We start from the raw sequence: 26,455 nt of genomic DNA, 5'->3' as shown, positions 1-26,455 counted from the left end.
GAATGACTATATCGAAACAACAAGACCACTGGTTGTCATTACTGCCCCGGGACCAGGAAGCGGAAAAATGGCTACCTGCCTTTCCCAGCTTTATCACGAATACAAACGTGGTGTCAAAGCAGGCTATGCGAAATTTGAAACTTTCCCAATCTGGAATATTCCGCTGAAACATCCGGTAAACTTAGCTTATGAAGCTGCAACTGCAGATTTAAACGATGTCAACATGATCGATCCATTCCATCTGGAAGCATACGGCGAAACTACCATTAACTACAATCGTGATGTAGAAGTCTTCCCGGTTCTTCAGGCTATGTTCGAGAAGATCATGGGTGAGTGCCCTTACAAATCTCCGACAGATATGGGTGTCAACATGGCAGGAAATTGTATCGTCGATGATGAGGTCTGCAAAGAGGCTGCACGTCAGGAGATCATCCGCAGATATTATAAGAGCATGGAAAATCTGGTACGCGGAACCGGACGCGAAGAAGAAGTTTATAAGATCGAGCTTCTGCTGAAACAGGCACATGTCAATATAGAAGACCGCAAAGTTGTTCCGGCTGCATTACAGCGTGAGGAAGAAACCGGTGCTCCGGCTGCTGCTATGGAACTTCCTGACGGACGTATCATTACCGGAAAAACTTCTGAACTCCTCGGTGCATCTTCAGCTCTGATTCTGAATGCCCTGAAAGAGCTTGCCGGAATCGATCATGACAAACATGTCATTTCTCCGGAGGCTTTAAGACCGATTCAGACTCTTAAGACAGAGTACCTTGGAAGCAAGAACCCAAGACTTCATTCTGATGAGACTCTGATTGCACTTTCTATCAGTGCTGCTGACAATGAAGATGCGAAACTGGCTCTTCAGCAGATTCCGAAGTTAAAAGGATGCCAGGTTCATACTTCTGTATTGCTTTCTCAGGTAGATATCCTGGAATTCCGTAAGCTGGGTGTTGAACTTACCTGTGAACCGAAATCTGAACATGCTAAGAAACCACAGAAATAACTAAGCAGAAAATACTACCAACGCATGCATAAATACTGAAATATCGATTTCAGAAGTTTTATCATCCACGCATAATAACTTTATAGTATTGATATACAAAATAAAATGATATGCAAAAAGTTCCTCTTTGATTATATGATTTATTCATATAAATGAGAGGAACTTTTTTAACACGCTCTATACAAAGCACTTCACAGCACATTGGGAGGATAATTATCTGATTTATTTTCCTACAATTTCCAATGCTCTGTCCGGATAATTGGTAATGACTGCTTCAGCGTCTGCATCTTTTACTAACTGGATATGTTCTGGTTTGTTTGCTGTCCAGACGTGCATTTTTAATCCTGCACGTTTTACTTCTTCCATAAACTGCGGATATTTCAGATGATAAACAGCAGGATGTACCGCATTGATTCCCAGATTCTTGGCATACATGGCAGGATTGATCCATCCATCGCTGAAAAGAATACCTGTCTGTACATGATCATCCAATTGTTTTAACTGCATCAGACTGTAATGGTTGAATGAGGAGTAGATCAGCTGATCTTCCATGTGCATTTCTTTTACCAGTTTCAATATCTTCTCTTCCATTCCTGGATAAAAGCAGATGCTGTTTTTTAATTCGATATTTACCATCATATCTGTGGTGCGCATCAAATCCAATACTTCTACCAGAGTTGGAACACGGTAAATCCCATTTGGTTCTACGTCTGTGCTGACCTTTAACTCTTTTAACTGTGCCAGAGTCATATCTTTGATCAGTCCTGTTTTGTCTGTGACACGATCTACGGTCTCATCATGCATAACGATCAGTTCGCCATCTGCTGATGTATGTACATCCAGTTCGATTCCATCTGCGCCCTGCTTAATGGCAAGTTCAAATGCTTCCATGGTATTCTCTGGTCTGTATCCGCTGGCACCTCTGTGTGCCCATACTTTTGTTGTTCTGTTTTTCCTTCTTATCTCTGCCATTTTCTATATGCCTCTCTTAAAATTATTCTAAAATGCCTTAATCGAGTAGGAGGGAGTGATTAGCTCCCTCCTACTCGATTCGTAACAGTTCAGTACTCTCGTGAGATAATAGAATACTGGATAGTTACTATCTTTCTATATTTAATAATCATAAAGATTCCGGTCTTTCTACCTCATAGTCTGACCAGTCATCAATGGAAGTGGAGGCAGATGTATCTGCGCTGTCCTGGTAAGAATCTACTGTGATCGTATAGTCACTGTCACCTTCTACATAAGTAGTTCCATCTGTGCCCACAACAGAGACTGTTTTACCGTCTGCATCTGTAATTGTTCCTGCATTTGACAGAGAAGTGATCTTGCTGTCACCGGTTACTGTCCATGTGGAATCTTTATCGATTACTACATTACAGTAGCCGTCTCCACCGTTTCCTGCATATGTTTCATCATTGACAAAAGCGCCTTCCAATGTGCTTCCATTAGTCATATAAAAGTCCAGATCACTGATAGAATCCCAGATTACATTTCCTTTCATATCCTGACTGTCCGCTGTGAAGTTACAGTCAGAACCGTTGGATCCGCTCTGTCCCCATCCACGCTGGTTATTATTTCCTGTGCACTGCAGGAAGAATTCGCTGTCATCATTATATGTGATGTCGACATCTTTTAATGCGATCGTACATTCTGTATTGGTTGTGTAAAATAAACCGCCGTTTTTGGATGTGATCGTTCCGCCATCCATCTGGAAAGTACTGTTTCCTACTTCAGAATCACCGGACATACTCTGATAAAGGATGACCGTCCATGTTGTATCATTCTGATCATCATCACTCATATTTCCGGTCAGGTTACTGTTATAGAGTCTCAGGGAATTTAATCCTTCAATGCAGACAGCTTCTGATCCGTTTGCTGTCAGCTCTGCATTATTGACAGCGATATCTGCTGTGCAGTAAACTGCCGGTGATCCTACTCCGTTAGATGTATAAGTTCCGTCATCTACCACCATTGTTCCGCCGCCTCTGTCACTTCGGATTGCCGCAGAGGATTCACCGTTTGTCTCTACGCTGAGATCCCATGCATAGAGTTTTCCGCCGCCAGCTGCATGAATACCGCCTGAAGTATCCTGCTGTGTGCTGATATCTGTATCTGCCGCATATACCGTTCCATCACCGTATGCAAAAAGTCCTGCGCCACCTTTGCTGTCAGTCGTTATCGTACTGTCTTTGACATAAGCAGTTCCGTCTGTGGCAAGGACTGCTGCACCTACACCATAAAAGCTGGAATTGTCACCGCCCTGACTGTCTGACGATGTTCTGGAGATTGCATCATTGTTAAATGTAACTTCTGCGCCGTTGGAAACCAATGCTGCATTCTCATTCGTTTCTGTGGACTCCAGGGATGTGTCGGAAACTGTTTCGTCTGAACTGTATTCATTAGCCGCTGCGTAACTGTCCACACCGGAATCCTGACCACCAGGACCTCCCTGGCCTCCACCTATTTCCATGGACTGAACTGTGATGGTTGCTGCGTTTCCGTCATCGTCTAATGTGATGGAGACTACATCTCCCTCTTTGATATCATTTAATGTAATCTCCTCGCTCTGATTTGCCCCTGATCCGTCTGGAGCTTCTCCATCTGGTTTCTCCGGAGCATTACCATCAGGTGCTCCCTGGCCTCCATCCATGGTCTGTTTTGTAATTATAGTACTATCGGTGACTGTAATTTCCTGTTCTTCGCCTGTAAGATCTAACATAGATGGAGCTTCGCCATCTGGTGCTCCCTGATTATCTTTGACTGAATCTTTATCTAAATTTTCTGCTGTATCTTCTTTCGTATCAGAAGTTTTATCTTTTGTCTCTGTATCTTTTGCTGCTTCGTTTGCTGTTTCATCTACATCAGCAGATTCATCAGTTCCATCATCAGACTCTTTCCCATTTTCTGGTTTTGCATCACCGTCTTCTGGTTTCTCAGGTGCTTCTCCCGGCTGTTCCATTTCTTTTCTGGTTCCTACTGCAATTGTGATTTTTCCATCCGCTACAGATTTCACTTCTCCCAGAATTTCATTTTCATCTGTTTCTTTCTTGCTGTCTTTATCTGTATTCTCGTCAGATGAATTAGTCGTATCTTCTGCAGTGTCACCTGCTTCTTTGGTGCTTTCTGTTTTACTGTCTGCTGCAAATGCTGTTGCTGTAGAACCCACGGATGTTGCTGTGATCATAACTCCCATAATCATTGCCAGATGTTTATACTTCATAGTGATACCTCTCTTTATATTTTTATACTCTCTTTGTTTTCTTTTGTTGATGGTATTACTATATCTGATAAATGTGTTTGAATTATGGGCAGTCTGCGAAAAAAATGTGTTCTGATCTGGATTAAAATTAATATAATTCTATTCTTCTATGCGTTAATAGAGGAAGCTGTTCTCTGATCTGTTCTTCCCATTCCAGATCAATTTCTTCTATTAAAATTCCTTCTTTTTCATCTAACTGATTTCTGACCTGTCCCCACGGATCTGTCACAATGGAATGTCCCCATGAAATATATCCCGCCTGTACGTTCCTGGAAGGCGCACATCCAAGCATATAAATCTGATTATCCAGTGCTCTTGCGCGAAAAGTCAGTTCCCAGTGTGCCGGTCCCGTCGTCATATTAAAGGCTGCCGGAACGAAGATCATCTTTGCCCCCAGCAGTACCATCCTCCGGGCAAATTCCGGGAAGCGGATATCATAGCAGATCATAACTCCCATTTTTCCAAATTCTGTATCAAATACGGTGGCGTGATTGCCTGGTGTAAGGGTATCTGATTCTTTAAAATACTGTCCATTTTTTACATTAATGTCAAAAAGATGCGCTTTTCTGTGTTTCCCGATCTGGTTTCCATTTCGATCAAAAATATAGGACGTATTGAAAACATTTCCAGCTTCATCTATTTCCGGCATCGAACCTGCGATGAGATAAATCTGATATTCTCTGGCATAATCAGACATTGCCTGCCAGGATGGGCCGCCTTCTTTTTCGGCATAAACCGGGAAATTTTCTGTCTGATATGGACAGCAGAACATTTCCGGAAGAACTACAAAATCCGGAGATTCTGTTTTTATCTTTTCTATATATTTCCCTGCTGTACGAATATTTTCTGTTTTATCTTCTACTGTTGGCATCTGAATGGCTGCTACTTTCATATTTGCTCTGTCCTTTCTATGGTAAATCAGTTATCTACAGTCTATCGGCTGTGCAGTTCTACAAGAATCAATTTTTACATATCTACTATATCAGTAAAAAAATACTCTTACAATCATACTCTATAAAGTTGCTTCTGTTTTTTTTATATGATATAGTAAAAACACCAGAATTTATTTCTGCTTTACGAAAGATAAAGAATTGACATAAAAATAATTTCGTAAAGGAGTGATATATCTGGAAATTAAATATTCAAAGCAGGCCCTTAAGTTTTTAAAAAAGCAGGATTCCATAACTCAAAAACGTATCATCAATGCCATATCCAAGATTCCTCAATGAGATATAAAAACATTACAGGGTGCCAGTGGATATCGATTGCGTATCGGTGATTATCGTGTGATTTTTGACTATATTGATAGCATTATATTTATCAAGGCTATTGGAAATCGTGGACAGATTTATAAAGGAGTGTGATTTTATGACTGCAACAAAAGAACGTATTATAGGTGCTGTATCTATTATGAGCGATAAAGACGCCGATATTTTCTGGCGCATTATTCAAAATCACTTTACAGCTCCTGATTTATTCGCAAACATTGAAGATACAGAACCTGATGAAACTGATTTAGCAATGCTAAAAGAAATAGAACATAATCCCGACTGCCATGAATTTATCTCTCAGGAAGAACTAATGAAAGAACTTAACATCGAAATTTAGTAACTATTCGGCAGGCTACTAACTGTGAACGGTACTAAACAATTACAGAATTTAAAATAACAGCCCCCAGACATGTACTTTTTTCCATGTCTGGGGGCTGTTTATACTTTGTATTATTTATTATTCATCATAACCATTCGGGTTATTGGACTGCCATCTCCAGGAATCTGCGCACATTTCTTTGATTCCGTTCTCTGCTTTCCAGCCAAGTTCTTTTTCTGCTTTGGAAGCATCGGAATAGCATGTTGCGATATCACCTGGGCGACGTGCTTTGATTACATATGGAATCTTAACACCTGTAGCAGCTTCAAAGTTCTTCACGATATCAAGAACGCTGTATCCTTTTCCTGTACCAAGGTTGTAAATGCTTAAACCGGAGTTGTCTTCGATTTTCTTAAGAGCTTTTACATGTCCTTTTGCAAGGTCAACTACGTGGATATAATCTCTGACACCAGTTCCGTCCGGAGTATCATAGTCATTTCCAAATACACCCAGCTCTTTCAGTTTTCCAACTGCAACCTGTGTGATATATGGCATCAGGTTGTTCGGGATACCGTTTGGATTCTCACCGATTGTTCCGCTCTTATGAGCACCGATCGGGTTGAAGTAACGAAGAAGAACTACATTCCATTCCGGGTCTGCTTTCTGAATATCTGTCAGAATCTGTTCCAGCATGGATTTTGTCCATCCGTATGGGTTTGTACACTGTCCTTTCGGGCATTCTTCTGTAATCGGGATGATTGCCGGATCTCCGTATACAGTTGCAGAGGAGGAGAAAATAATATTCTTTACATTATGCTTTCTCATCACATCTACCAGTGTTAATGTTCCGGCGATATTGTTCTCATAATATTCCCAAGGCTTTGCAACAGATTCTCCTACTGCTTTCAGACCTGCGAAATGAATGCAGGAGTCAATCTCTTCTTTATCAAAAATTTCATTTAAAGCATCACGGTCCAGGATATCTGCTTTGTAGAATTTCACTGGTTTGCCTGTAATCCTGGATACTCTTTCCAGAGATTTCTCACTTGCATTACTTAAGTTATCCAGAACTACAACATCATATCCTGCGTTCTGCAATTCTACAACTGTATGGCTTCCAATGTAACCTGCTCCGCCTGTAACTAAAATTGCCATAATAATTCCTCCTAACCTGTCTTCCTGCTACAATACCTGTTTTTTGCAATTTCTGTTTTTTCTCTTTCAACAATACCTATATTAATTCACAGCATCAGAAATATCCTTGATAATTCTGAGTGTAATCTATAAAATTCTGCGATATCCTGTTTCACATCTGCAAAATTTACCTCTGTATTTTACAGCACCCTATATTCAGAACTGTAAAATACCGTTGCCTGGCACGTCATGTATTGTAGAAAATCCTGCGAAAATATGATTTCTCTCATATCCCCGCAGGATAATTCTATCCGAACCAGTTCATAAACACAAGTCTTTATGGACATGTACGTTTTTTTATACCTATTTATACCTATTTATACTTATTTACAATCTCTTTCATCCGGGAAAGTTTTTCTTCCATGTCTTTCACCAGTTTAAACTGTGTTCTGCAACGATCCAGATTATGTCCCTCTCTGTGAATCTTGAAATAATGATCTCCTTCCAGATAGTCTGTGAGGAAACGCATTCCACATTCAAAGGTCATAAGAATTGCTCCCATGGGAAGCATATCCAGTTCTGTCTCAGTCAGCGCACCGCCGCAGCCTTCGATGAATCCCTTGACATAAACTTCATAAAGGTGAAGATCACAGGACACCTTCGTCAGGTCTTTCTCATCCTCTGCTCCGGTACTTGCGCCAAAGCGGATAGAATCACCGAAATCATTCACGGAAAGTCCCGGCATTACAGTATCAAGATCAATCACACAGATGGCTTTTCCCGTTGCATTATCAATCATAATGTTATTCAGCTTGGTATCATTATGTGTAACACGTAACGGCAGTTTTCCCTGATCCTGCATATCGCACAGGACATGTGCCAGTTCTGTGCGGTCCAGCACAAACTGAATCTCTTTTTCCACATCTGCTGCCCTGTGACATACATCTTTCTCCACAGCAATTTTAAACTTATCCAGCCTGTCCACCGTATTATGAAAATTTACGATGGTCTCATGAAGAGTTTCTGCCGGATAGTCTGCAAGCAGCCTCTGAAAATGTCCAAAAGCAACTGCACTCTGGTAAAAATCTTCCTCATCTTTTACCATATCATAGCATGTGGCATTTTCAATGAACAAATATACTCTCCAGTATTCCCCGTTCTCATCTACATAATAAGGAAGTCCATCCTTTGTCATCACAAGATTCAGAGTCTCTCTCTCCACATCTCCACCGTTTTCCTGGATCTTTTTCTTCAGCCAGGCAGTAACACCGCTGACATTCTCCATCAGTTCCACAGGTTTGGTAAAAATACTCTTGTTCATTTTCTGAAGAATATAATGTTTGCCTGTATCATAAGTCAGACGGTAAGTGTCATTGATATGTCCACTTCCATAAGGAACACATTCTGTCAGATTATCTTCCAGAACAAATGCACTGGTAATATTCTTTATTTCCCGGTTAATTTCCACTCAATTATTCCTCCCATAATTTCTGTGGATACAGCCCTCCATCTTTTAAATTCTGAATGGCAGCTACTACCACAGGTTTATCTTCTTTGTAAGTTACGCCATACCATTTATCCATAGATTTCAGAACTTTTACAGTTGCTCTCTTCTCACCGAGAAGTTCATCTACTACAAATGGCAGGAAATATTCACATTTCAGCGGGTTTACTTTCAGATTCTCATCCAGGAATCTGGGGAATCTGTCTTTCAGCTCTTTCAGGATACTTGCGGAAAATCCCCACATATTCATGGATACTGTACTGCCTTCCGGAAGCATAGTCCATGTTTTTCCATCATCTTCTGTATAAGCTGTGCCGCCGTCATGCTTTTCGATATGGGTACGCTCGTTGATCTTAAGAAGATGTCCTTCTTCGTCTGTCACGCACACACCTCTTGCCACATGGCCATTCTCTGTCAAAGTATTTTCCAGTTTATAGCCGACCATCATATATCTGTAAGTATCCGCGGTATCTTCATTCTCTGTCAGGAAATCATACGCCATCTTAAATGCATGGCTTCCGTAATAATCATCTGCATTAATCACAACGAATGGTCCGTCGATTTCATTGATGCAGCTTAATACTGCATGTCCGGTTCCCCATGGTTTCACACGTCCTTCCGGTACTTCATAGCCTTCCGGAATATTGTGAAGATCCTGGAAAACATAAGATACTTCTAGCTGGTTGCTGAGACGGTCACCAATCGCACTTCTGAAATCAGCTTCATTTTCTTTCTTAATAATAAACACTACTTTCCGGAATCCGGCTTTTACTGCATCATAAATGGAGAAATCCATGATGATGTGTCCCTCTTTATCCACCGGATCGATCTGTTTCAGACCGCCGTAACGGCTTCCCATACCTGCTGCCATAACTACTAATACTGGTTTCTTCATGATTTTTTTCCTCTTTTCTTTAAATGTTTTCGTTACTCTCAGATTGTCTGGTAACTTTTTTACATTCATCTTATCATACTATGATTTTGAGGTCAAAACGTGTTACATAATATCTTTCGCAATCGCACCAATCATTACTGCACTTCTATTCTCTATTATTATCCCTTAATACCACCGGTAACACCACCGATGATCTTCTCAGACAGGAAAATATACAAAATAAATGTCGGCAGGAATACAATGATCACCGCTGCAAACATTCCGGCCCAGTCACCTGTATATTTCATGGAGTTGATCATTCCATAAAGTCCGGGTGCAACAGGTTTCAGCTTATCCGAACTTGCGAAGATCAAGGACAGGAAATACTCGTTCCAGATATTAATAAAGTTAAAGATTGTCACTGTTACGATTCCTGACTGTGCCATTGGGAACATGATTTTCCAGAAAGTACGCATGGGAGGGCATCCATCGATTGCTGCCGCTTCCTCATAGGTTCTGGATATATTGCTGAAAAATGTAAGCAGGAAAATAGTCGTATAAGGTACGTTAATTCCCACATACAATATGATCAATACCGTTCTTCCTGCTGCCACATTATTCAGGATTCCCATACCGGAAATAATGCTGAAAAGGGGAAGAACAACCATGATCGCCGGAACACCCATGGCAGATACGAAGCTGGTCTGGATGAATTTATTTGCAATAAAATCAAATCTGGACAGTACATAAGCTGCAGGTGCGCACACCAGAATCAGAATTGTGCAGGAAATCACCGAATAGATCAGAGAGTTTCCGAAGAATCCTGCGACTCCGGCACCGTTCCATGCTTTTGCATAGTTTTCAAAATGTAATCCGGACTCAAACTTCAGAGCTTTTCCCTGGAAAATTTCTGCTGTTGTGGAAAAACTCGCCCCGAATACCCAGCCCAGAAGCGCAATGGTAAAGATTACCCAGAGCAGCAGGATGATGTATCCCGGCAGGAGTTTGACTTCTTTTTTCAGATTAAAGGGTCTGCGTGCCTCTTTTTCTTTTGCCATTTCTCATCCCTCCTTAGAATTCCAGATCATCATCTTTGATCACTTTGTTACAGATTGTAAATACAACGACTACGCAGACACTGAGCAGTACACCGATGGCAGCTCCCAGACCTGCATTTCGTTCTGTAACTGTATTACCGCCGCCGAAAATCTGCATGTACATATAAACATAAGGGGTAATTGTCTGTGTATCTGCAGTTACTGTGGAGAAAAGCTGTGACCATACAAAAAAACCTACACTGCTTACAGACCACATGGTAATGTTGGTCTTAAATACTCCCTTTAACAATGGAAGTGTCATATAGCGGAACTGCGCAGGTTTTGTCGCTCCGTCAATGGTTGCCGCCTCATAATATTCAGGGCTGATACGCTCAATACCGCTGAGCCAGATCAGCATATGGTATCCAACCATTCCGAAACAATATGCAAACAACAGTGCCCAGAATTTATGGTCATTATCCAGGAACTGGATCTTTGCCAGATTGTCCAGATGTAATGCCGTAAAAAGATCTTTCAGCAGACCATATCTTGGACTGTATACATACTGCAGCCACATAGTTGCAAGTGCTACTGCACTGACGATATTTGGCATATAAATGATCGCGCGGAAAAATTTCTTTCCTCTGATTCCGCTGGTAAGGATAACTGCAAATAAAAGAGACAGACTCATTACCACCAGACCGCCGATCAGCCAGATACGAAACAGGTTAAAAAATGAAGTCTTAAATAAGCTGGTACTCATCAGCTTTGTATAGTTTCCGAACCCTACAAATTTCCATAAATCCATGGAATCTGTAACTCCGTCAATCTTGAAAAAGCTCATGATCACTGTTCTGATAATCGGATAAAGAAAGATTCCCAGAAACAGCAGAACTGCCGGAGTCAGAAATACAACAATCATCGTTTTATTTTTCTTCAAACAAATACCTCCTCTGTAAGTAATACCATATCTACGGATTGCTACGCTTCGCTCCCGCAATCCTCCAGCCATTCGGAATCCGCTGATTTACTTCGTAAATTACTACTTCCTCATGTCTGTCGGTTTCAAAAAGACAGATGGTGGCAGCGTAGATACGATGCCACCATCTCTATAAATTCTTTATTTATTTCGCTGCGTCCTGCATAGTGGAAACAAATTCATCTGCTGTAATGGAACCTGCCATTAATTTGATGAAGTTTTCTTTGATAACCGGAGTCATATCTACATTGGATTCTACACCACATGCCCATGTGAAGCGGTTTGTGCTCTGCTCGATCACAGGTTTTGCGCACTCAACCATTGCCGGCCACTCTGTGTTTGTTGTATCAGCCGGAATACCTACAGTTTCATCAGCAAGTTTCTGGTCGTATTCACCTTTTGTAATGAATGTGATCAGATCAAATGCTTCTTTTGCAAGCTTTGTATCTTTGTTGACACCAAATACCTGTGCGCCGAAATTGTTTGTTTCGATTCCGTTTGCTCCGTCTGTAAGTGCCGGATATGCGAAGCATCCCCAGTGGAAGTCAGGGCCTGCCATCTCTTTTACTTCGTTTGGTAACCAGGAGCCATTCAGATACATTGCAGCTGTTCCAAGTGCAAGCTCTGTGTTCTGACCTGCAGGCCATACGTTGGAACCAACCATCTCTGAATAATATCCGTTAGATGCAAGTTCTTCGATATCCTGTGCCATCTGAAGAACTGCAGGATCATCCCATTTACCTTCAGTTACGATCTCTTTTACTTTATCTTCGCCAACCAGTCTTGCAAGATGATATCCGATCACACATGTTGCATAGGCATCATCCATAGTCATTGGTGTGATTCCTGCATCTTTTAATTTCTGGCATACATCTTTGAATTCATCCCATGTCTTCGGTTCTTCTGTAATTCCTGCCTGCTCAAACAGATCTTTGTTATAGAAGAAAGCAAATACGTTTGGCTGATATGGAATTGTTTTTAATGTGCCGCCACCAGCATCACGGCATGCTGCCATCAGACCTGCATTTGCAGTTGCTTCATAGTCATTGTCTTTCGCAAGGTCTTCCAGATCCAAAAGATATTTACCGTACATTCCGTTTACACGGTCAATATCTTCGTCAAAAATATCAATCTGTGTGCCGCCGTCCAGTGCAGGCTGAAGTGCTTCACGGTTTCCGGTACGTCCCTTAAACTGAAGGTCTACCTTAACTCCTGTCTGCTCTGTATAAGCGTCAACTGCTTCCTGAATTACCTGACCCTGTGGCTCTGTAGCTTCCCACATTGACCAGTAAACTAATGTGTCATCAGCTGCCTGAACAGTGAAAGCCGGTGCTGCAAGTGAACCAACCATAACCGCACATAATGTTGCACTAAGCATCTTTTTCTTCATACCCATAACCTTTTTCCTCCTTTGTCGGTTTTGACATTTTGTCTTCTTCTTTTTTCTCTCTTTTCGCTCTTTTGTTGATTTTCAACAATTATTTCTTTTGGTAGTTCTTATTTTATCATTTTTGCACAAATAGTATTTGCACAAACGTCCATTTCTTTTGTACAAAAATTCATTTTCAACTGGTTTTTCATCTGTTTTTGTTGTATACTTGTACACAACAACCATATTGCAGATTTCTGACAGCAAGAAGGAGGTGTCAGTAATGGCTTTTGAGAGTATGTATCTGGAAGAAGATATTCATATTGACCGAATTTATACAATCCACTATTTTGAATACAAAAGTGATTTTCACTTTGCAGGAGAACGCCATAATTTCTGGGAATTTCAATGTGTAGATAAGGGAAAGGCGGAAATAGAAACAGATAACGGTATCTACCATCTGACAAGTGGGCAGCTCATCTTTCACAGACCAAATGAATTTCATAACCTTATTGCCATAGGAAATACCGCTCCTAATATTGTGGTAGTTTCTTTTGAATGCGATTCTCCATGTATGAAATTCTTTGAGAAAAAATTGCTGAAACTTTCTGATTCTGAAAGAAATCTCATGGGAATGCTGATCGCTGAGGCCCGCCGCTGTATCAAAACCCCTCTGGATGACCCTTATACAGAAAAGATGGAAAAGAAAGAAGATTTTTTGTTTGGTTCTCAGCAGCTGATCCGAATTTATCTTGAACAGATGCTGATCTATATGATCCGGAGAAATTCTTCTCCTCCCATGACTGTACCTGTCAGCCAATTTGTGAATCTGAAAAATAATTCCGCTGTCTATAAACGTGTCATTGCTTATATGGAGGACCACATCCGGGAAAATATTACACTCTACGATCTGTGCCATGACAATATGATCGGACGCTCCCAGCTTCAGAAAATATTTCAGGAACAACATCAGTGCGGCGCCATGGATTTCTTTTCCCGTTTAAAGATTGCCTATGCCAGACAGCTGATCCGCGAGAACCAGATGAACTTTACACAGATTTCGGAATTTCTGGGATACTCTTCCATCCATTACTTTTCCAGACAGTTTAAAAAAATTTCCGGAATGACACCTACAGAATATATTACATCAATAAAGGCGCTCTCAGAACGAGAGCGCCAGTAATACCAGACCAGTATTTTCATAATATCGAACAGCCTTTTTCTTATTTCATACTGCTGAGATTCTCTATAAATTCATCCGATGTTTCTTCTAATCTTGTAAGCTTCAGAAGTTCGCTTTGTATCTGTTCTTTATAATCCGTATCTGACTCCAGACCTGCAGCCCACATGTACGGCTTGGACATTTCTTCCACATATGGAACTGCATCTGCCAGCATCTGCGGCCACTGAGTATTGTCCGCATCTGCCGGAATAGAATTTACTGCTTCTGTCATTTTCATATCTGTCTCACCAGTACAGATAGAATATGCAAAATCAAAGGCTTCCTGCTTCATCTGAGAGTCTTTTGTCACACCAAATCCCTGTGCGCCTATCATAACCCCTTCGGTACCATCTGCTCCATTCTTCACAGCTGGCCAGGGGAAAAATCCCCATGAATCATCAGTACCGGTGGCCTCTGTCACCTCATTTGGAACCCAGGAACCCTGAACCACCATGATTGCCTCTCCATCACCAACCTCATTCTGTCCATCCGGATGCTGCGCCGGTGCAATCTCACTCATATATCCGGCAAAAAACAGTGTTCGGATATCTGCGGCAGCCTGCTTTGCCTCAGGTATCTGCAACCAGGTGCAGTTACGGATCAACTGCTGCACTTTCTCCTGTCCAAGATATCTGGCAAGCTGATATCCATAAAGTAGATTTACGTATTCTTCATCACAGGTCATTGCACTTAAACCACTGTCACTGTTTTTGATCTTGCGACATACTCTGATCAGTTTCTCCCATGTATCGGGAATATCCTGTTCTGTAAGCCCCGCCTCTTCCCACAAGTCTTTATTGTACCACACGCCTGCAATATATGGCTGATAAGGCATGGCAAGAAGTTTTCCATTTCCCCAGCCCTCTACCTGTTCCAACAATACCGGCATAATGTGGTTCTCATAGTCTACGGTATCTGCCATTTCTTCTAATTCTGCCAGATACTCTTTATGTTCCTGTGCCATTCTCTGGTAATCGTCATCAAAAAGATCTATCTGCTCTCCGGCATCCAGTGCAGGACCTATCAGCGACTGGATTCCTCTGCCTTTCCACTGAATCTCTACAGAAATACCTGTAGCTTCTTCATAAGCCTGGGCTGCTTCTTTTATCACATCTGCCTGTGGTTCATCTTCTTCCCACATAGACCAGTATACAATACTCTGTTCCGGGATTTCTGTAATCTCATCTGACGCTGATACAGTAGTTGCTCCTGCTGTAAACAGCATTGACAAACAACTCATACCCACTGCAATGCTTCTCCATTTTTCCATACTGAAAATACCCTCCATTGTACCTGCTTTTACATGGATAACTGTCTGATTTTATTTTCTCCAATAATCACTTGTCTGTCAATCCCCAAAATTTATACATTTCTAACAACCATGTCGAATACTGTTCACCCTCTTTTCAACACCAGACAAAATCATCCGTTTCACTACGCAGGCTCTAGAGTGTGTTTGAAAAAGGCTCTACAACGAATAACTGCTCCGCAGGAGACTTACTTAGTTTGATCAAACAGGATTTCCATCTTCGTTCCCTTACCCGGCTCACTATCCAGAAGAATCTTCGCATGATGCAAAACCGCGCCGTGTTTTACAATAGAAAGCCCCAGGCCTGTACCTCCGGTTTCACGTGAATGACTCTTGTCCACTCTGTAAAAACGCTCGAAGATTCTCTGCTGTTCGCTTTCCGGAATACCTATTCCGTTATCTTCCACACGAAAGTACGGTTTCCCATTAAGTTTTCCCACAAAAACCTTTACGTCTCCACCATCCTGAGTATAGCGGATAGCATTATCTGTAATATTGTAGAACATTTCATATAGTACATGGCGTACCCCCTGCATCTGTGCAGATTCGCCTGTATATTCCAGATTAATCTTTTTCTTTGCTGCCCTGTTCTGCAGATTGTTTATCACATCTTCCCCAAGTTCTCCGATATCAACCTGTTCAAACATAGTTTCTCCGTTCTTCTCATCCAGTCTGGAAAGCTGAATAATATCTGCAACCAGATTGGATAAACGCTCGGACTCATGAAAAATCCTGCCGGAAAAATCCTGTATCTTGTCCGGCGGTACCATTCCATTCATCATAAGCTCAGCATATCCGGAAATGGACATTAACGGCGTTTTTAATTCATGAGAAACATTTGCGGTAAATTCTTTTCTTGCACTCTCTGCGTTCTTCAGATCTTCCATTTGTTTCTTGATCTGCCGGTTCTGCTGATCCAGCCGAAACAGTAACGGCCTCAGTTCTTCATAACAGACATTGTCCAGCGGCTTTTCCAGATTAATCTGATTAATCGGTTCGATGAGCTTTTGTGTCTGGTTCTGTACCAGAAAAAACTCGATCACAAAGATCACACATACCAGTCCTCCAAGCAGTAGAAAACTGGATAACATAGTCATCAAAAGACTGTCTGTGGTCCTGGCCACACGAAGAACCTGATCATCTTTTAATTTTATCGCATAATAGAAAGTCTGTTTTGACAGGGTATCAGAATATCTGACCATTTCACCGAATCCCTTTTTCTCAGCTTCAATAAACTCTGGTCTGTTGCTGTGGTTTTCCATTTCAGAAGGATTCTCAATGCTGTCAAACAACACATCACCATCTTTTCCCAGAAGAGTGATGCGGCTGCTGGTGGCATCCCCTATCTTATCTGTAAGAAAGTCCCTTCCATCTTCTTCCAGTCCTGTTTTAATGTATGCAGCTTCGTCTCTGACACCTTGCTTCATATAAATATCATATCTGTTATACATGACAGTTCCTGCTGCCAGGAATGTAAGTACTACGGATAAGATAATAAGTAAACTGGTGTGACTGAATATTTTATGCTTCATTTTTCCACTCCTGTTTTTCGTCTGTTTTATCTGTTATGCACCGATCCTGTATCCCACACCCCGGATCGTTTCGATCAGATTTCCTGCCTCGCCAAGTTTCTGGCGCAGGGTTCTCACATGGACATCCACAGTTCTGGTTTCACCGTCAAAATCATATCCCCATACATGACAAAGAATCTGATTTCTTGTCATAACAAGTCCTTTATTTTCCAGCAGATACTGAAGAAGTTCAAATTCTTTTCGGGTAAGATCGATCTTTTCTTCCCGGTAACGCACCTCATGACGTCCTACATTCAGATAAAGCTCGTCGTAATGCAGTTCCCTGTCTTCATTCTGACGGGTACTTCGTCTGAGAACTGCTTTTACTCTGGCAACAAATTCCATCATACCGAAAGGCTTGGTAATGTAATCATCGGCTCCGCCTTCCAAACCTTTTACTTTGTCAAATTCCGCTTCTTTTGCAGTAACCATAATCACCGGCACATCCTTTACAGATGGCATACTTTTCAGCTGTTCCAGAATGGTATAGCCATCATCTCCCGGAAGCATGATATCCAGCAGGATCAGCTCCGGTATCTCTTCTTTCAGTGCTTTCATCAGTTCATTGCCATTGCCAAAACCCCTGGCTTTAAATCCTGTTGTTTCCAGTGTATAAATAAGAAGCTCCCTGATATTCCGCTCATCTTCTACACAATAGATCATTCTGCTTTACCTCCCCTTTATTTATCACCTGTTTTATCGTCACAAGTGTATTTCTTTTTTCAGTATACTTATTTTTTTATCCCTGTACAAGTAGATATCCGGCATCTGCTTCATTTCTTTAAAGCAAAAATCCGGCCATTTTCTCTGAAATATCTCTCAGATACTTCAGAGTGCCCGGATTTCCTGATCATGCAAATAACATCATCCGTTACTGTTCACTTCGTTCTCAGTAACGTTGCCAAAATTCATTCCAAATTGCCTGCGGCAATGGAATTTTGGCTTGTATGTCTCGGGATTTTGGCATATTCATGCCAAAACACCTCGCGGGATAATGGCATGTGTACAGTAACCATCATCCATCTGTTTATTTTTATGAAAGCTGATATTTGATTCGTGCGTCTTCCAGTTCATGATAAAATGTTTCGTCCGGATGGCTCTTGACAATATTCAGATGACTGTGAGTATCATACAGATCTTCATTCACCTGCGTCACACAGACTCCAATATTGGAACAATGGTCTGCCACACGTTCCAGACAGGTTGTAATGTCTGAAAGGATAAATCCCATCTCTATTGTACATTCACCGTTTCTCAGTCTCTGTACATGACGACGTTTCACTTCTTTGGAAAGTTCATCAATCACTTCTTCCAGCGGTTCAATTTTCTCCGCAAGTTTCATATCCTGTTTGTCAAAAACTTCATATGCCGTATTTACGATATCTTCTACTGCCTGTCCCAGCACTTCCAGATCTTTCTTTGCATTTTCGGAAAACTTCAGTCCTTTTTCATAAAGCTCCTGTGCTGATTCCATAATATTTACAGCATGGTCAGAAATACGTTCAAAATCCCCGATACAGTGAAGCATAATGGAAAGGCTGTGACTGTCTGCTTCTGAAATATCTTTGTGGCTCAGCTTCACCAGATAAGTTCCCAGTTCATCTTCATAGCGATCAACCTTGGATTCCATGTTTTCCACACGTTCTACGCCTTCTTCACTGTATTTGTCCACCAGACTCAGCGCTGTAAACAGTGCATTGTGGGATTCTTCTGCCATTTTTCTTGCTGCATTGCGGCTCTGCTCCACTGCAAATGCCGGTTTCTCCAGGAAACGTGGTTCCAGGATCATAAATTCTCTGTCCTCTGCCGAAACAACAACATCCTCTTTTTTGTCCCGGATCGTAAGACAAGCAAGTTTCTCCAGCCCCTTTGCAAAAGGAAGAAGAATGATCGTTGCAGTAACATTAAATACACTGTGGATAACAGCAATTCCTGCCGGTGTTGCAGCCTGATGGAAGAAAGAAAATCCAACAACTGCATTTATAAGATAGAAAACAGTCATAAAGATAACTGTACCGATCAGGTTGAAATACAGATGTACTGCAGCTGCACGTTTTGCATTCTTCTTAGCTCCGATTGCAGAAAGGATCGCAGTAATACAGGTTCCGATGTTCTGTCCCATAATGATCGGGATTGCTGCACTGAATGGTACTGCACCTGTAAGACACAAAGCCTGCAGAATACCTACGGATGCAGAAGAGGACTGGATTACTGCTGTAAGAAGAGCACCTGCTATAACACCTAACAACGGATTTGAGAATTTAAGTAACAGATTTGTAAATTCCGGTACTTCTGCAAGGGGTTTTACAGCAGAACTCATCATATCCATACCGTACATCAGGATTGCAAAACCAATAAAAATTGTTCCGATATCTTTCTTCTTTGAATCATTGATAAACAGAATGAAAATCACACCAACGATCGCAAGCACAGGGGAAAATGATGTTGGTTTAAACATCTGAATGATAAAATTGTCACTCTGTATTCCTGTCAGGCTTAAGATCCAGGAAGTGATCGTGGTACCGATATTGGCACCCATGATCACTCCTACTGCCTGTGATAGTTTCATGATCCCTGAATTTACAAAACCTACTACCATAACAGTCGTAGCTGAAGATGACTGGATCACTGCTGTTACTCCTGCTCCCAAAAGTACTGCTTTTATCGGATTTGAAGTAAGATTTTCAAGAATCTTCTCCAGCTTTCCGCCGGAAACCTTCGCAAGACCATCTCCCATTGCATTCATACCATACAAAAATAATGCAAGGCCTCCGATCAATGTTAATATACTGAATAAATCCATGATTATTCTCCTTTTCCCTTTTCATAAGTATACGGTTATTTACTTTCTGCCATCTGCTGGCAGTCTCAGACATGTGCAGGTATATATATGTTTTTTGTGATACATATCCCTGACTTGTTTCTCATCATAACCATACTTTGTAAAATCATCCCCATGAGAATGTTAAATCCATGTAAAATTTCCAGTCATCCTATTCATTCTATGCAAAGTTCCCATAAATCCATCCGCATTGTTAATATAAAAATAAAAAGAACCATTGCAAGAGATATGACACTAACCGGTATTCATCTCTTACAATAGTTCTTTTATCAATCTGGATTCTGTATTTCGACAGTATTATTATCAGAATCCGCGGATTTCTTCATCTTCGGAACCGGTCTTATCAATAGAACGGATTTCCAGGAAGTAACTGTAATTATCATTTACCTTTACTTCCACTCTGTCTCCAACCTTATGACCTTTTAATGCCATACCAATGGGAGATTCAATGCTGATGCGGTTTTCCATGGAGTTTCCTCTTATGGAAGTTACCAGTTTATATTTCTCAATCTCATCGTCTTCCTCGAAATATACCTCTACAATATCGTCCATTCCAACTTCATCGTCTTTGGAATCATCAGAAACAATGGTCGCTGTTTTCAGCATATTCTCAAGATAACGGATACGGCTTTCATTCTGATTCTTATGCTTCTTAGCCGCATAATACTCAAAATTCTCACTCAGATCCCCCTGGGCTCTGGCTTCCTTTACAGCTTCTATTGCCTCTTTTCGTACAACCAGCTTGCGGTGGTCGATCTCCTGCTGAATTTTCTCAACATCCTTCTGTGTAAGCTTTTCTCTCATGACTGCATCTCCCTTTTACTGTTTTTCAAGTCGTTTCTCTTTCATATATTGTGCCATCTCATCAGAAATATTGTCAATCAGATAATTCTTACTGCTCTGACGTTTCTCATGCCATTGCTGGCGGATCTGATTTTCTGTAGCTTTTATTTCATCCCGAAGACCTCTGGCAGACATACGGTGGGCACCCTGTCCCATGATGATGATCTGCTCCAGTCCATCGGATGTTGCTACCGTTACCTGATTTTCCCGGCCAATCTTATGAACCGTTTTCTCAATGTATTGATCCGCTGTCTCAGCTTCTTTGGTGTAGACTACATGGATGTTATGATAAGTGATCACTTCCTCTGCATGGCCTTCTATCTTATAAGCGTCAAATACAAGAATTAACGTACATTTCTTAAAGCCCTGATAGTTGCTCAGGATATCCATCAGTTTTGTCTGGGCTGCATGGAGATTTGCATCTGCCAGTTCTTTTAAATCTTCCCAGGCATAGATGATGTTGTAACCATCTACAAGGAGATATTCTTTTTCTTTCTTCTTAGCAGAAGAACTGTTGCGGTAATAGCTTCCGCTGTCGGATTTTGAAGAAAATGTTCTCTTAAACTGTGGTTCTTTGTAACGCTTGACTGGCCCGAATGTGCGCTCAAAAATAGCTTTCAGTTCTTCCTCATCCTCATAGCTTCCTACGCCGGCATTCCTGGGTGGACGATAACCCGAATCTGTCTGATTGTTACTATTCCTGTTTCCTGCTATACTTTCTTCACTATCCGGTATGGTACTTCCCAGCTCAGACTCGTCAACCCCTTCTAAGTGCATATAATCCTCTACTTCATACCATGGCACCACAAATCCTGCTCCATGAGCACAGAATACAGAACCTGTGGGATTGTCCATGTCACGTTCGGAATCATATCCAATCTCCGCTACAATCTCATCCTGATTCTGACATGGTGCATAGCCCTTCAATGAACAGAATAATCTGCCACGTCCCTTTGTATAGGAGGTTACCTGTGTCTGATAATCTCGCATCATTGATACAGGTGCACTGCCTTTCAGAACCATCATATCATCCTCATCTGCTTCCGGCTGCTGGAAAGTTCCATTCATTTTCTGAATGTCAGTCATAGCACGCCCGATCATATCTCCCGGAATCTCAAGTCTGAACTCATAATATGGCTCAAGCAGAACGCTCTTTGCTTTCTTTAATCCCTGACGCACAGCCCTGTACGTCGCCTGCCGGAAATCGCCTCCCTCTGTGTGCTTCAGATGGGCGCGTCCTGTAATCAGTGTGATCTGCATATCTGTGATGGGAGAACCGGTTAATACTCCCGGGTGCTCCCTTTCTTCCAGATGAGTCAGAATCAGACGCTGCCAGTTACGGTCCAGCACATCCTCACTGCATGCAGTAAAAAACTGCAGACCGCTTCCCGGTTCTCCCGGTTCCAGAAGCAAGTGTACTTCTGCATAATGACGCAGCGGCTCAAAATGACCTACACCTTCTACCGGCTCTGAAATCGTTTCTTTATATACGATATTTCCTGTTCCAAACTCTACTGCTACATGGAAACGCTCCCAGATCAGATGTTTTAATATCTCAATCTGAACCTCACCCATCAGCATGGCATGGATTTCTCCAAGCTGTTCATTCCATACAATATGAAGCTCCGGTTCCTCCTCTTCCAGCTCTTTGAGTTTCTTAAGCATCTGGTGAACATCACAGTCCTCGGGAAGCAGAATTCTGTAGTTAAGAACAGGTTCCAGAACCGGCATCTCGGATTCCTGCTCTATTCCAAATCCCTGTCCTGGATGTGTCTGGGAAAGACCTGTCACTGCACAGATAGTTCCTGCAGGTGCCTCCTTTGCAAGCTCAAATTTCGCACCGGAATAGATACGGATCTGATCCGCTTTCTCTGTATCTGTCAGAAGTTCCTTTACCTTCAATATTCCTCCGGTGATTTTCATATAGCTTAAACGGTTGCCCTGATCGTCTCTGGCAATTTTGAATACTTTTGCGCCAAACTCAGACGGATATGTCGGTGTCTCGCAGTATTTTTCCAGCCCATGAAGGAATTCTTCTACACCTGTCATTTTCAGAGCAGAGCCAAAGAAACATGGGAAAAGTTTTCGCTCCCTGATCACTTTTTGGATATCTGATGTTGATATTTCCTCTGTTTCCAGATATTTTTCAAGCAGTTCCTCATCACAGACAGAAATATCTTCCAGAAACTGAGACTGCAAATCTGATTTTTCCCAGGTGAAATCAACGCAATTATCACTTAATCGCTTCTTTAATTCTGCCAGAAGTTTCTCTTTATCAGTTCCGTCCTGGTCCATTTTATTGATAAACAGAAATGTCGGGATCTGGTATCTCGCCAGAAGTCTCCACAATGTCATGGTATGTCCCTGCACGCCATCTGCACCATTGATCACAAGAATAGCATAATCCAGAACCTGCAGTGTTCTCTCCATCTCCGCTGAGAAATCCACATGTCCCGGTGTATCCAGCAAAGTTATCCCCCTGTTCCCCAGTTCAAACTCCGCCTGTTTGGAAAAAATCGTGATCCCGCGCTCCCGCTCCAGGTTATAGGTGTCCAGATAAGCATCCTTATGATCCACCCGACCCAGCTTACGAATCTTTCCCGTTAAATATAAAATTCCCTCCGACAACGTAGTCTTACCTGCATCTACGTGGGCAAGGATACCAATGACAAGTTTCTCCATAGTATATTTAAAAGCTCCTTTTTCTTTATAAAATCAGTAGTTATTCTTTTATCGCTTCATCTGTTAAAATCCTTTATCAATTAATTATTTTAACATACTGATATAGATAAATCCAATAGGGTTGTGTTTTTATGTGTTCATTTAGTCCAAAAAAGCCCACATTTACAGTTAATGTGGACTCCGCTTCCATTATTTTTAATATGTGGTTTTCATATTCTTTTTTCATTTAACCATTCTCGCACTGTCTTCTCCTCCACTTTTATTCCCTGAGCAATCTGCTGCACAGATAATCCCATTTCAGCAAAGGAAATTGCCACTTCTTTTTTAGTATTTATTACTCCAGCTTCATACTCAGCTTTCCTGAGTTTCCTTTTTTCCTCTTCTTCATTGTATTCAAATATACTCATAGCGACTACCTCCGCTCGATTCTTTTGCAGAAATTCTTTGAGAATTCCCTCCTGAATGCTTTCACTCACTGCACGTTCTACTGCCGTATTCAGTTCCATTTCATTAGAATATCTGCGTACTTTGTCAACATACTGAGCATATTCTCTTAGCGTCCGGCATTCTTCCATCAGTTTTTTATTATGTCCTACATTGATATTTAGTGTGATGACCTTTAATTCAAGATTTGGCTCTCCTGACATATTCTCATACGATTCTGACAGATAATCTACCCAACGGTCTTCTTTTTTCTCTGTTCCGTTATAGAATACGATAAAATTCGGTGTGGGTATTCTCAGTCTTGTTGATGTATACAGAGATTTCCAATCCACCAGTTTCTGATATTCACTGGAGATATAGAACAAATCTCTTAAAGGCATGTTCGGGTTATACGTAGACTGATGTTCATACAGAAACAGATTCGTATTTATAATAAATGCCAGATCATTCTTCATTCCCATATAGATTGCATTTTCAAGTGTCACAATCTCTAATTGAGTTGCATCTGTATAGGAAGTTTCATTGATTGCATTATACAGCGACAACAGATTCCTTCTGTCTGAAAACAGCATACGGAATACTGTATCTTTGTACTTACGGTTTGCAGTTGCTGTGTTGCCTTTCAATCGGTTTCTTTTCACAGTAATTTTTTTGTTCTTTCTTTTTGCCATTGCAATACCTCCTGTTTTCCGCAGGAGTTAAAGAACATATCGTGCTATTCTTATCACTTCTCAGCTCCTGCTTTTCATAATTAATTGGATTTAAAAGCATGGATTTCTGAAATGTGATTAGAATGATCAGACGGCAAAATGCCTTGAAATATAAGAGAAATATGCTTTGGATTTATCTTAGCATTGCTTACTCTCTTTTTCAAGGCATTTTAGATTCTTTTTATTAAATTTGCTACAAACTCTTTCGATTAATGGACATTGTCCACATTACAAAAACAAAATATGCATTTTCCCGCGACTATCATATACAACTTCCGCTTCTACCTTGTAGATTCTGCGGATCAGTTCAGGAGTGAGTACTTCCTGTGGAGTTCCATAGCTTTCCAGTACCCCATCTTTCAGCACATAAATCTTATCGCAGTACGCCGCAGCAATATTCAGGTCATGAATAGCGGAAATAACTGTCACATTCAACTTCTTTACCAGTTCCATCAGCATGATCTGATGTGTAATGTCCAGGTGGTTCGTCGGCTCGTCAAGGATCAAGGCAGGTGTCTGCTGTGCCAGTGCCCTTGCCAGAATTACTCTCTGCTGTTCTCCACCTGACAGAGTCGAGAATGTGCGGTCTGCAAACGTCTCCATCTGCACTGTTTTCAATGCTTCATCCACAATCTGATAATCTTTCGCATTATCCCGTTCCAGAGTTTTTTTATGAGGTGCTCGTCCCATAAGAACAACCTCTCGCACTGTGAAATCAAAATTGTAGTAATTATGCTGTGCCACAACCGCCATTTTCCTTGCAGAACTCTTGACACTCATAGAATGAAGTTCCTCTCCATCCAGATAAACAGCACCTGCATCTGGCTTCAGAATACGGTAGATACATTTTAACAACGTCGACTTTCCGCTTCCATTTGGCCCGATGATTCCTACCAGTTCTTTGTCCTGTGACTCTATGGAAATGCCTTTTAATATCTGTCGGGCGTGAAATCCAACCTGAATATCTTTTGTAGTGATCTTCATTACTTGCTACCTCCAAATCCATAGGATTTCCGCACAAGCAGATAAATAAAGCATGGAGCACCGATAATTGATACCAGCACACCAATCGGCATCTCAGAATTCTTCAGGATCACACGACATGCCACATCACACCAGATCAGAAAAGACGCGCCAAGAAGTGCGCTCAGTGGAAGTAATCTTCTGTGGTCAGTTCCAAACAGAATCCTGACTACATGAGGAATCACAAGTCCTACAAATCCGATCACGCCAGCACAATATACGGCAAATCCAATCATTACAGAAGCAACAATCAGGTAAAATGTTCTCAATCTGTGTAAATCTGTTCCAAGTGTGATAGAAACTTCATCTCCCAAAAGCATCAGATTCAGGTTTCGATACTGTGTCCAGAAGATGACCACACATATCAGAGTAACCGGAAGCATCACACCTACTCTGGCCCAGCTTGCCCCTGCAAGACTTCCCATGCTCCATTTCATAACTTCCGTAGCTGCATTTTTGTCATTCGTAATGTAAATAACAAAATTTGAAAAAGCAGAGCACACCGCACTGACCGCCATTCCGGCAAGGATCAGCTTAGCTGATGTTGCCTTTCCTCCCATATTTGCAATAGCAATAACTGCAAAGGAGGTGATCATCGCGCCAATAAAAGCAGTAACTCCGACAGAGTTCCCGCCAAGAAAGCTTCCGATTCCAAGCATGATCGCCAGCGTTGCACCAAAAGACGCGCCGGATGAAATACCAAGTACATACGGATCTGCCAGCGGGTTCTGCACGATTGCCTGCATTACTACGCCACATACAGAAAGAGCCATTCCAACTGCCAGAGCCAGCAGGACTCTGGGCAGTCGGATCAGCCATACAACATCGTGAATTGCACCTTCTGCATAGGCAGACAGACTTTTTATATGAAATAATTTATAAACAATGACACTGTACACATCCTTCAGCGACAGATCAGCATTACCAAAAGTAATCGCCGCAAGTATGGAAAAAATAAGAAATCCGGCAAGCCCGATGAGGACTGCCACATACATGGATGTTCTGAACACATTGCCTTTTTTTGTCTGTGAAACCTGTTCTTTCACTGTATTTTCCT

21 protein-coding genes are annotated in these 26,455 nt (G+C 41.5%); 3 read left to right on the top strand and 18 right to left on the bottom strand.

Annotation, left to right across the window (positions count from 1 at the left end):
- The coding region (locus AC058W_RS00640) for a DUF1846 domain-containing protein (RefSeq protein ID WP_479389551.1) at positions 1-1,003 on the top strand (1,003 nt) is incomplete at its 5' end.
- 222 nt (positions 1,004-1,225) lie between these two features.
- Here the strand turns inward: AC058W_RS00640 and AC058W_RS00635 are convergent.
- The 3 genes from AC058W_RS00635 to AC058W_RS00625 all read right to left on the bottom strand — a co-directional run bounded on the left by AC058W_RS00635 (position 1,226) and on the right by AC058W_RS00625 (position 5,157).
- A complete protein-coding gene (locus AC058W_RS00635; protein WP_479389550.1) occupies positions 1,226-1,975 on the bottom strand; it encodes a glycerophosphodiester phosphodiesterase in 750 nt (249 codons plus the stop codon).
- 148 nt (positions 1,976-2,123) lie between these two features.
- Positions 2,124-4,226: a hypothetical protein gene (locus tag AC058W_RS00630; protein ID WP_479389549.1), complete on the bottom strand. Its 2,103-nt coding sequence runs from the start codon at positions 4,224-4,226 to the stop codon at positions 2,124-2,126.
- Between the two features lie 127 nt (positions 4,227-4,353).
- Positions 4,354-5,157 (bottom strand): carbon-nitrogen hydrolase family protein, encoded by an 804-nt coding sequence (locus tag AC058W_RS00625; RefSeq protein ID WP_117846094.1) that lies wholly within the window; start codon positions 5,155-5,157, stop codon positions 4,354-4,356.
- A gap of 476 nt (positions 5,158-5,633) precedes the next feature.
- On the opposite strand from AC058W_RS00625, the gene AC058W_RS00620 reads away from it, so the two are divergent.
- Entirely contained in the window at positions 5,634-5,873 is a 240-nt protein-coding gene (locus AC058W_RS00620; protein WP_117677290.1) for a hypothetical protein, read from the top strand.
- Between the two features lie 120 nt (positions 5,874-5,993).
- On the opposite strand, the gene galE is transcribed toward AC058W_RS00620, so the two are convergent.
- The 6 genes from galE to AC058W_RS00590 all read right to left on the bottom strand — a co-directional run bounded on the left by galE (position 5,994) and on the right by AC058W_RS00590 (position 12,773).
- Entirely contained in the window at positions 5,994-7,010 is a 1,017-nt protein-coding gene (gene galE / locus AC058W_RS00615) for a UDP-glucose 4-epimerase GalE (protein ID WP_117677289.1), read from the bottom strand.
- A gap of 352 nt (positions 7,011-7,362) precedes the next feature.
- Positions 7,363-8,457, bottom strand: coding sequence for an aminoglycoside phosphotransferase family protein (locus tag AC058W_RS00610; protein WP_182430664.1), 1,095 nt, complete (start codon positions 8,455-8,457; stop codon positions 7,363-7,365).
- 4 nt (positions 8,458-8,461) lie between these two features.
- Positions 8,462-9,388, bottom strand: a complete 927-nt coding sequence (locus AC058W_RS00605; protein WP_118516996.1) for a sugar phosphate nucleotidyltransferase — start codon at positions 9,386-9,388, stop codon at positions 8,462-8,464.
- Between the two features lie 158 nt (positions 9,389-9,546).
- Positions 9,547-10,425 carry a carbohydrate ABC transporter permease gene (locus tag AC058W_RS00600; protein ID WP_019160841.1) on the bottom strand — a complete coding sequence of 293 codons (879 nt, stop codon included), beginning with the start codon at positions 10,423-10,425 and terminating at the stop codon, positions 9,547-9,549.
- A gap of 13 nt (positions 10,426-10,438) precedes the next feature.
- Positions 10,439-11,344, bottom strand: coding sequence for a carbohydrate ABC transporter permease (locus AC058W_RS00595; protein WP_117677288.1), 906 nt, complete (start codon positions 11,342-11,344; stop codon positions 10,439-10,441).
- A 184-nt stretch (positions 11,345-11,528) separates the two neighbouring features.
- On the bottom strand, positions 11,529-12,773 hold the full coding sequence (locus AC058W_RS00590) for an extracellular solute-binding protein (protein WP_055153397.1): 1,245 nt from the start codon (positions 12,771-12,773) through the stop codon (positions 11,529-11,531).
- A 262-nt stretch (positions 12,774-13,035) separates the two neighbouring features.
- On the opposite strand from AC058W_RS00590, the gene AC058W_RS00585 reads away from it, so the two are divergent.
- Positions 13,036-13,935, top strand: a complete 900-nt coding sequence (locus tag AC058W_RS00585) for an AraC family transcriptional regulator (protein WP_055153377.1) — start codon at positions 13,036-13,038, stop codon at positions 13,933-13,935.
- Positions 13,936-13,975: 40 nt separating this feature from the next.
- Here AC058W_RS00585 and AC058W_RS00580 read toward each other — a convergent pair whose 3' ends face one another.
- The 9 genes from AC058W_RS00580 to AC058W_RS00540 all read right to left on the bottom strand — a co-directional run bounded on the left by AC058W_RS00580 (position 13,976) and on the right by AC058W_RS00540 (position 26,444).
- Complete coding sequence (locus tag AC058W_RS00580; protein WP_479389548.1) at positions 13,976-15,244, bottom strand: ABC transporter substrate-binding protein; 1,269 nt, start codon at positions 15,242-15,244, stop codon at positions 13,976-13,978.
- A gap of 227 nt (positions 15,245-15,471) precedes the next feature.
- Positions 15,472-16,815, bottom strand: a complete 1,344-nt coding sequence (locus AC058W_RS00575; RefSeq protein ID WP_119253747.1) for a sensor histidine kinase — start codon at positions 16,813-16,815, stop codon at positions 15,472-15,474.
- A 33-nt stretch (positions 16,816-16,848) separates the two neighbouring features.
- Positions 16,849-17,517, bottom strand: a complete 669-nt coding sequence (locus AC058W_RS00570; protein ID WP_055153383.1) for a response regulator transcription factor — start codon at positions 17,515-17,517, stop codon at positions 16,849-16,851.
- 370 nt (positions 17,518-17,887) lie between these two features.
- On the bottom strand, positions 17,888-19,657 hold the full coding sequence (locus AC058W_RS00565; RefSeq protein WP_118587932.1) for a Na/Pi cotransporter family protein: 1,770 nt from the start codon (positions 19,655-19,657) through the stop codon (positions 17,888-17,890).
- A 342-nt stretch (positions 19,658-19,999) separates the two neighbouring features.
- Positions 20,000-20,500 (bottom strand): transcription elongation factor GreA, encoded by a 501-nt coding sequence (gene greA, locus AC058W_RS00560; RefSeq protein WP_117677284.1) that lies wholly within the window; start codon positions 20,498-20,500, stop codon positions 20,000-20,002.
- Positions 20,501-20,515: 15 nt separating this feature from the next.
- Positions 20,516-23,221 carry an NYN domain-containing protein gene (locus AC058W_RS00555; protein ID WP_479389547.1) on the bottom strand — a complete coding sequence of 902 codons (2,706 nt, stop codon included), beginning with the start codon at positions 23,219-23,221 and terminating at the stop codon, positions 20,516-20,518.
- Positions 23,222-23,430: 209 nt separating this feature from the next.
- Positions 23,431-24,336 (bottom strand): RpnC/YadD family protein, encoded by a 906-nt coding sequence (locus tag AC058W_RS00550; protein WP_119242438.1) that lies wholly within the window; start codon positions 24,334-24,336, stop codon positions 23,431-23,433.
- A 267-nt stretch (positions 24,337-24,603) separates the two neighbouring features.
- Positions 24,604-25,359, bottom strand: coding sequence for an ABC transporter ATP-binding protein (locus AC058W_RS00545; protein ID WP_118575284.1), 756 nt, complete (start codon positions 25,357-25,359; stop codon positions 24,604-24,606).
- Positions 25,359-26,444 (bottom strand): FecCD family ABC transporter permease, encoded by a 1,086-nt coding sequence (locus AC058W_RS00540; protein WP_479389546.1) that lies wholly within the window; start codon positions 26,442-26,444, stop codon positions 25,359-25,361. The genes AC058W_RS00545 and AC058W_RS00540 overlap by 1 nt, the downstream gene beginning before the upstream one ends.
- Between the last annotated feature and the right edge of the window lie 11 nt (positions 26,445-26,455).

It is taken from the genome of Blautia sp. CGZ-1-C1, assembly GCF_056504575.1.
Note: the sequence above shows the minus strand (reverse complement) of the source record. Positions and strands in the feature narration are given on the sequence as shown.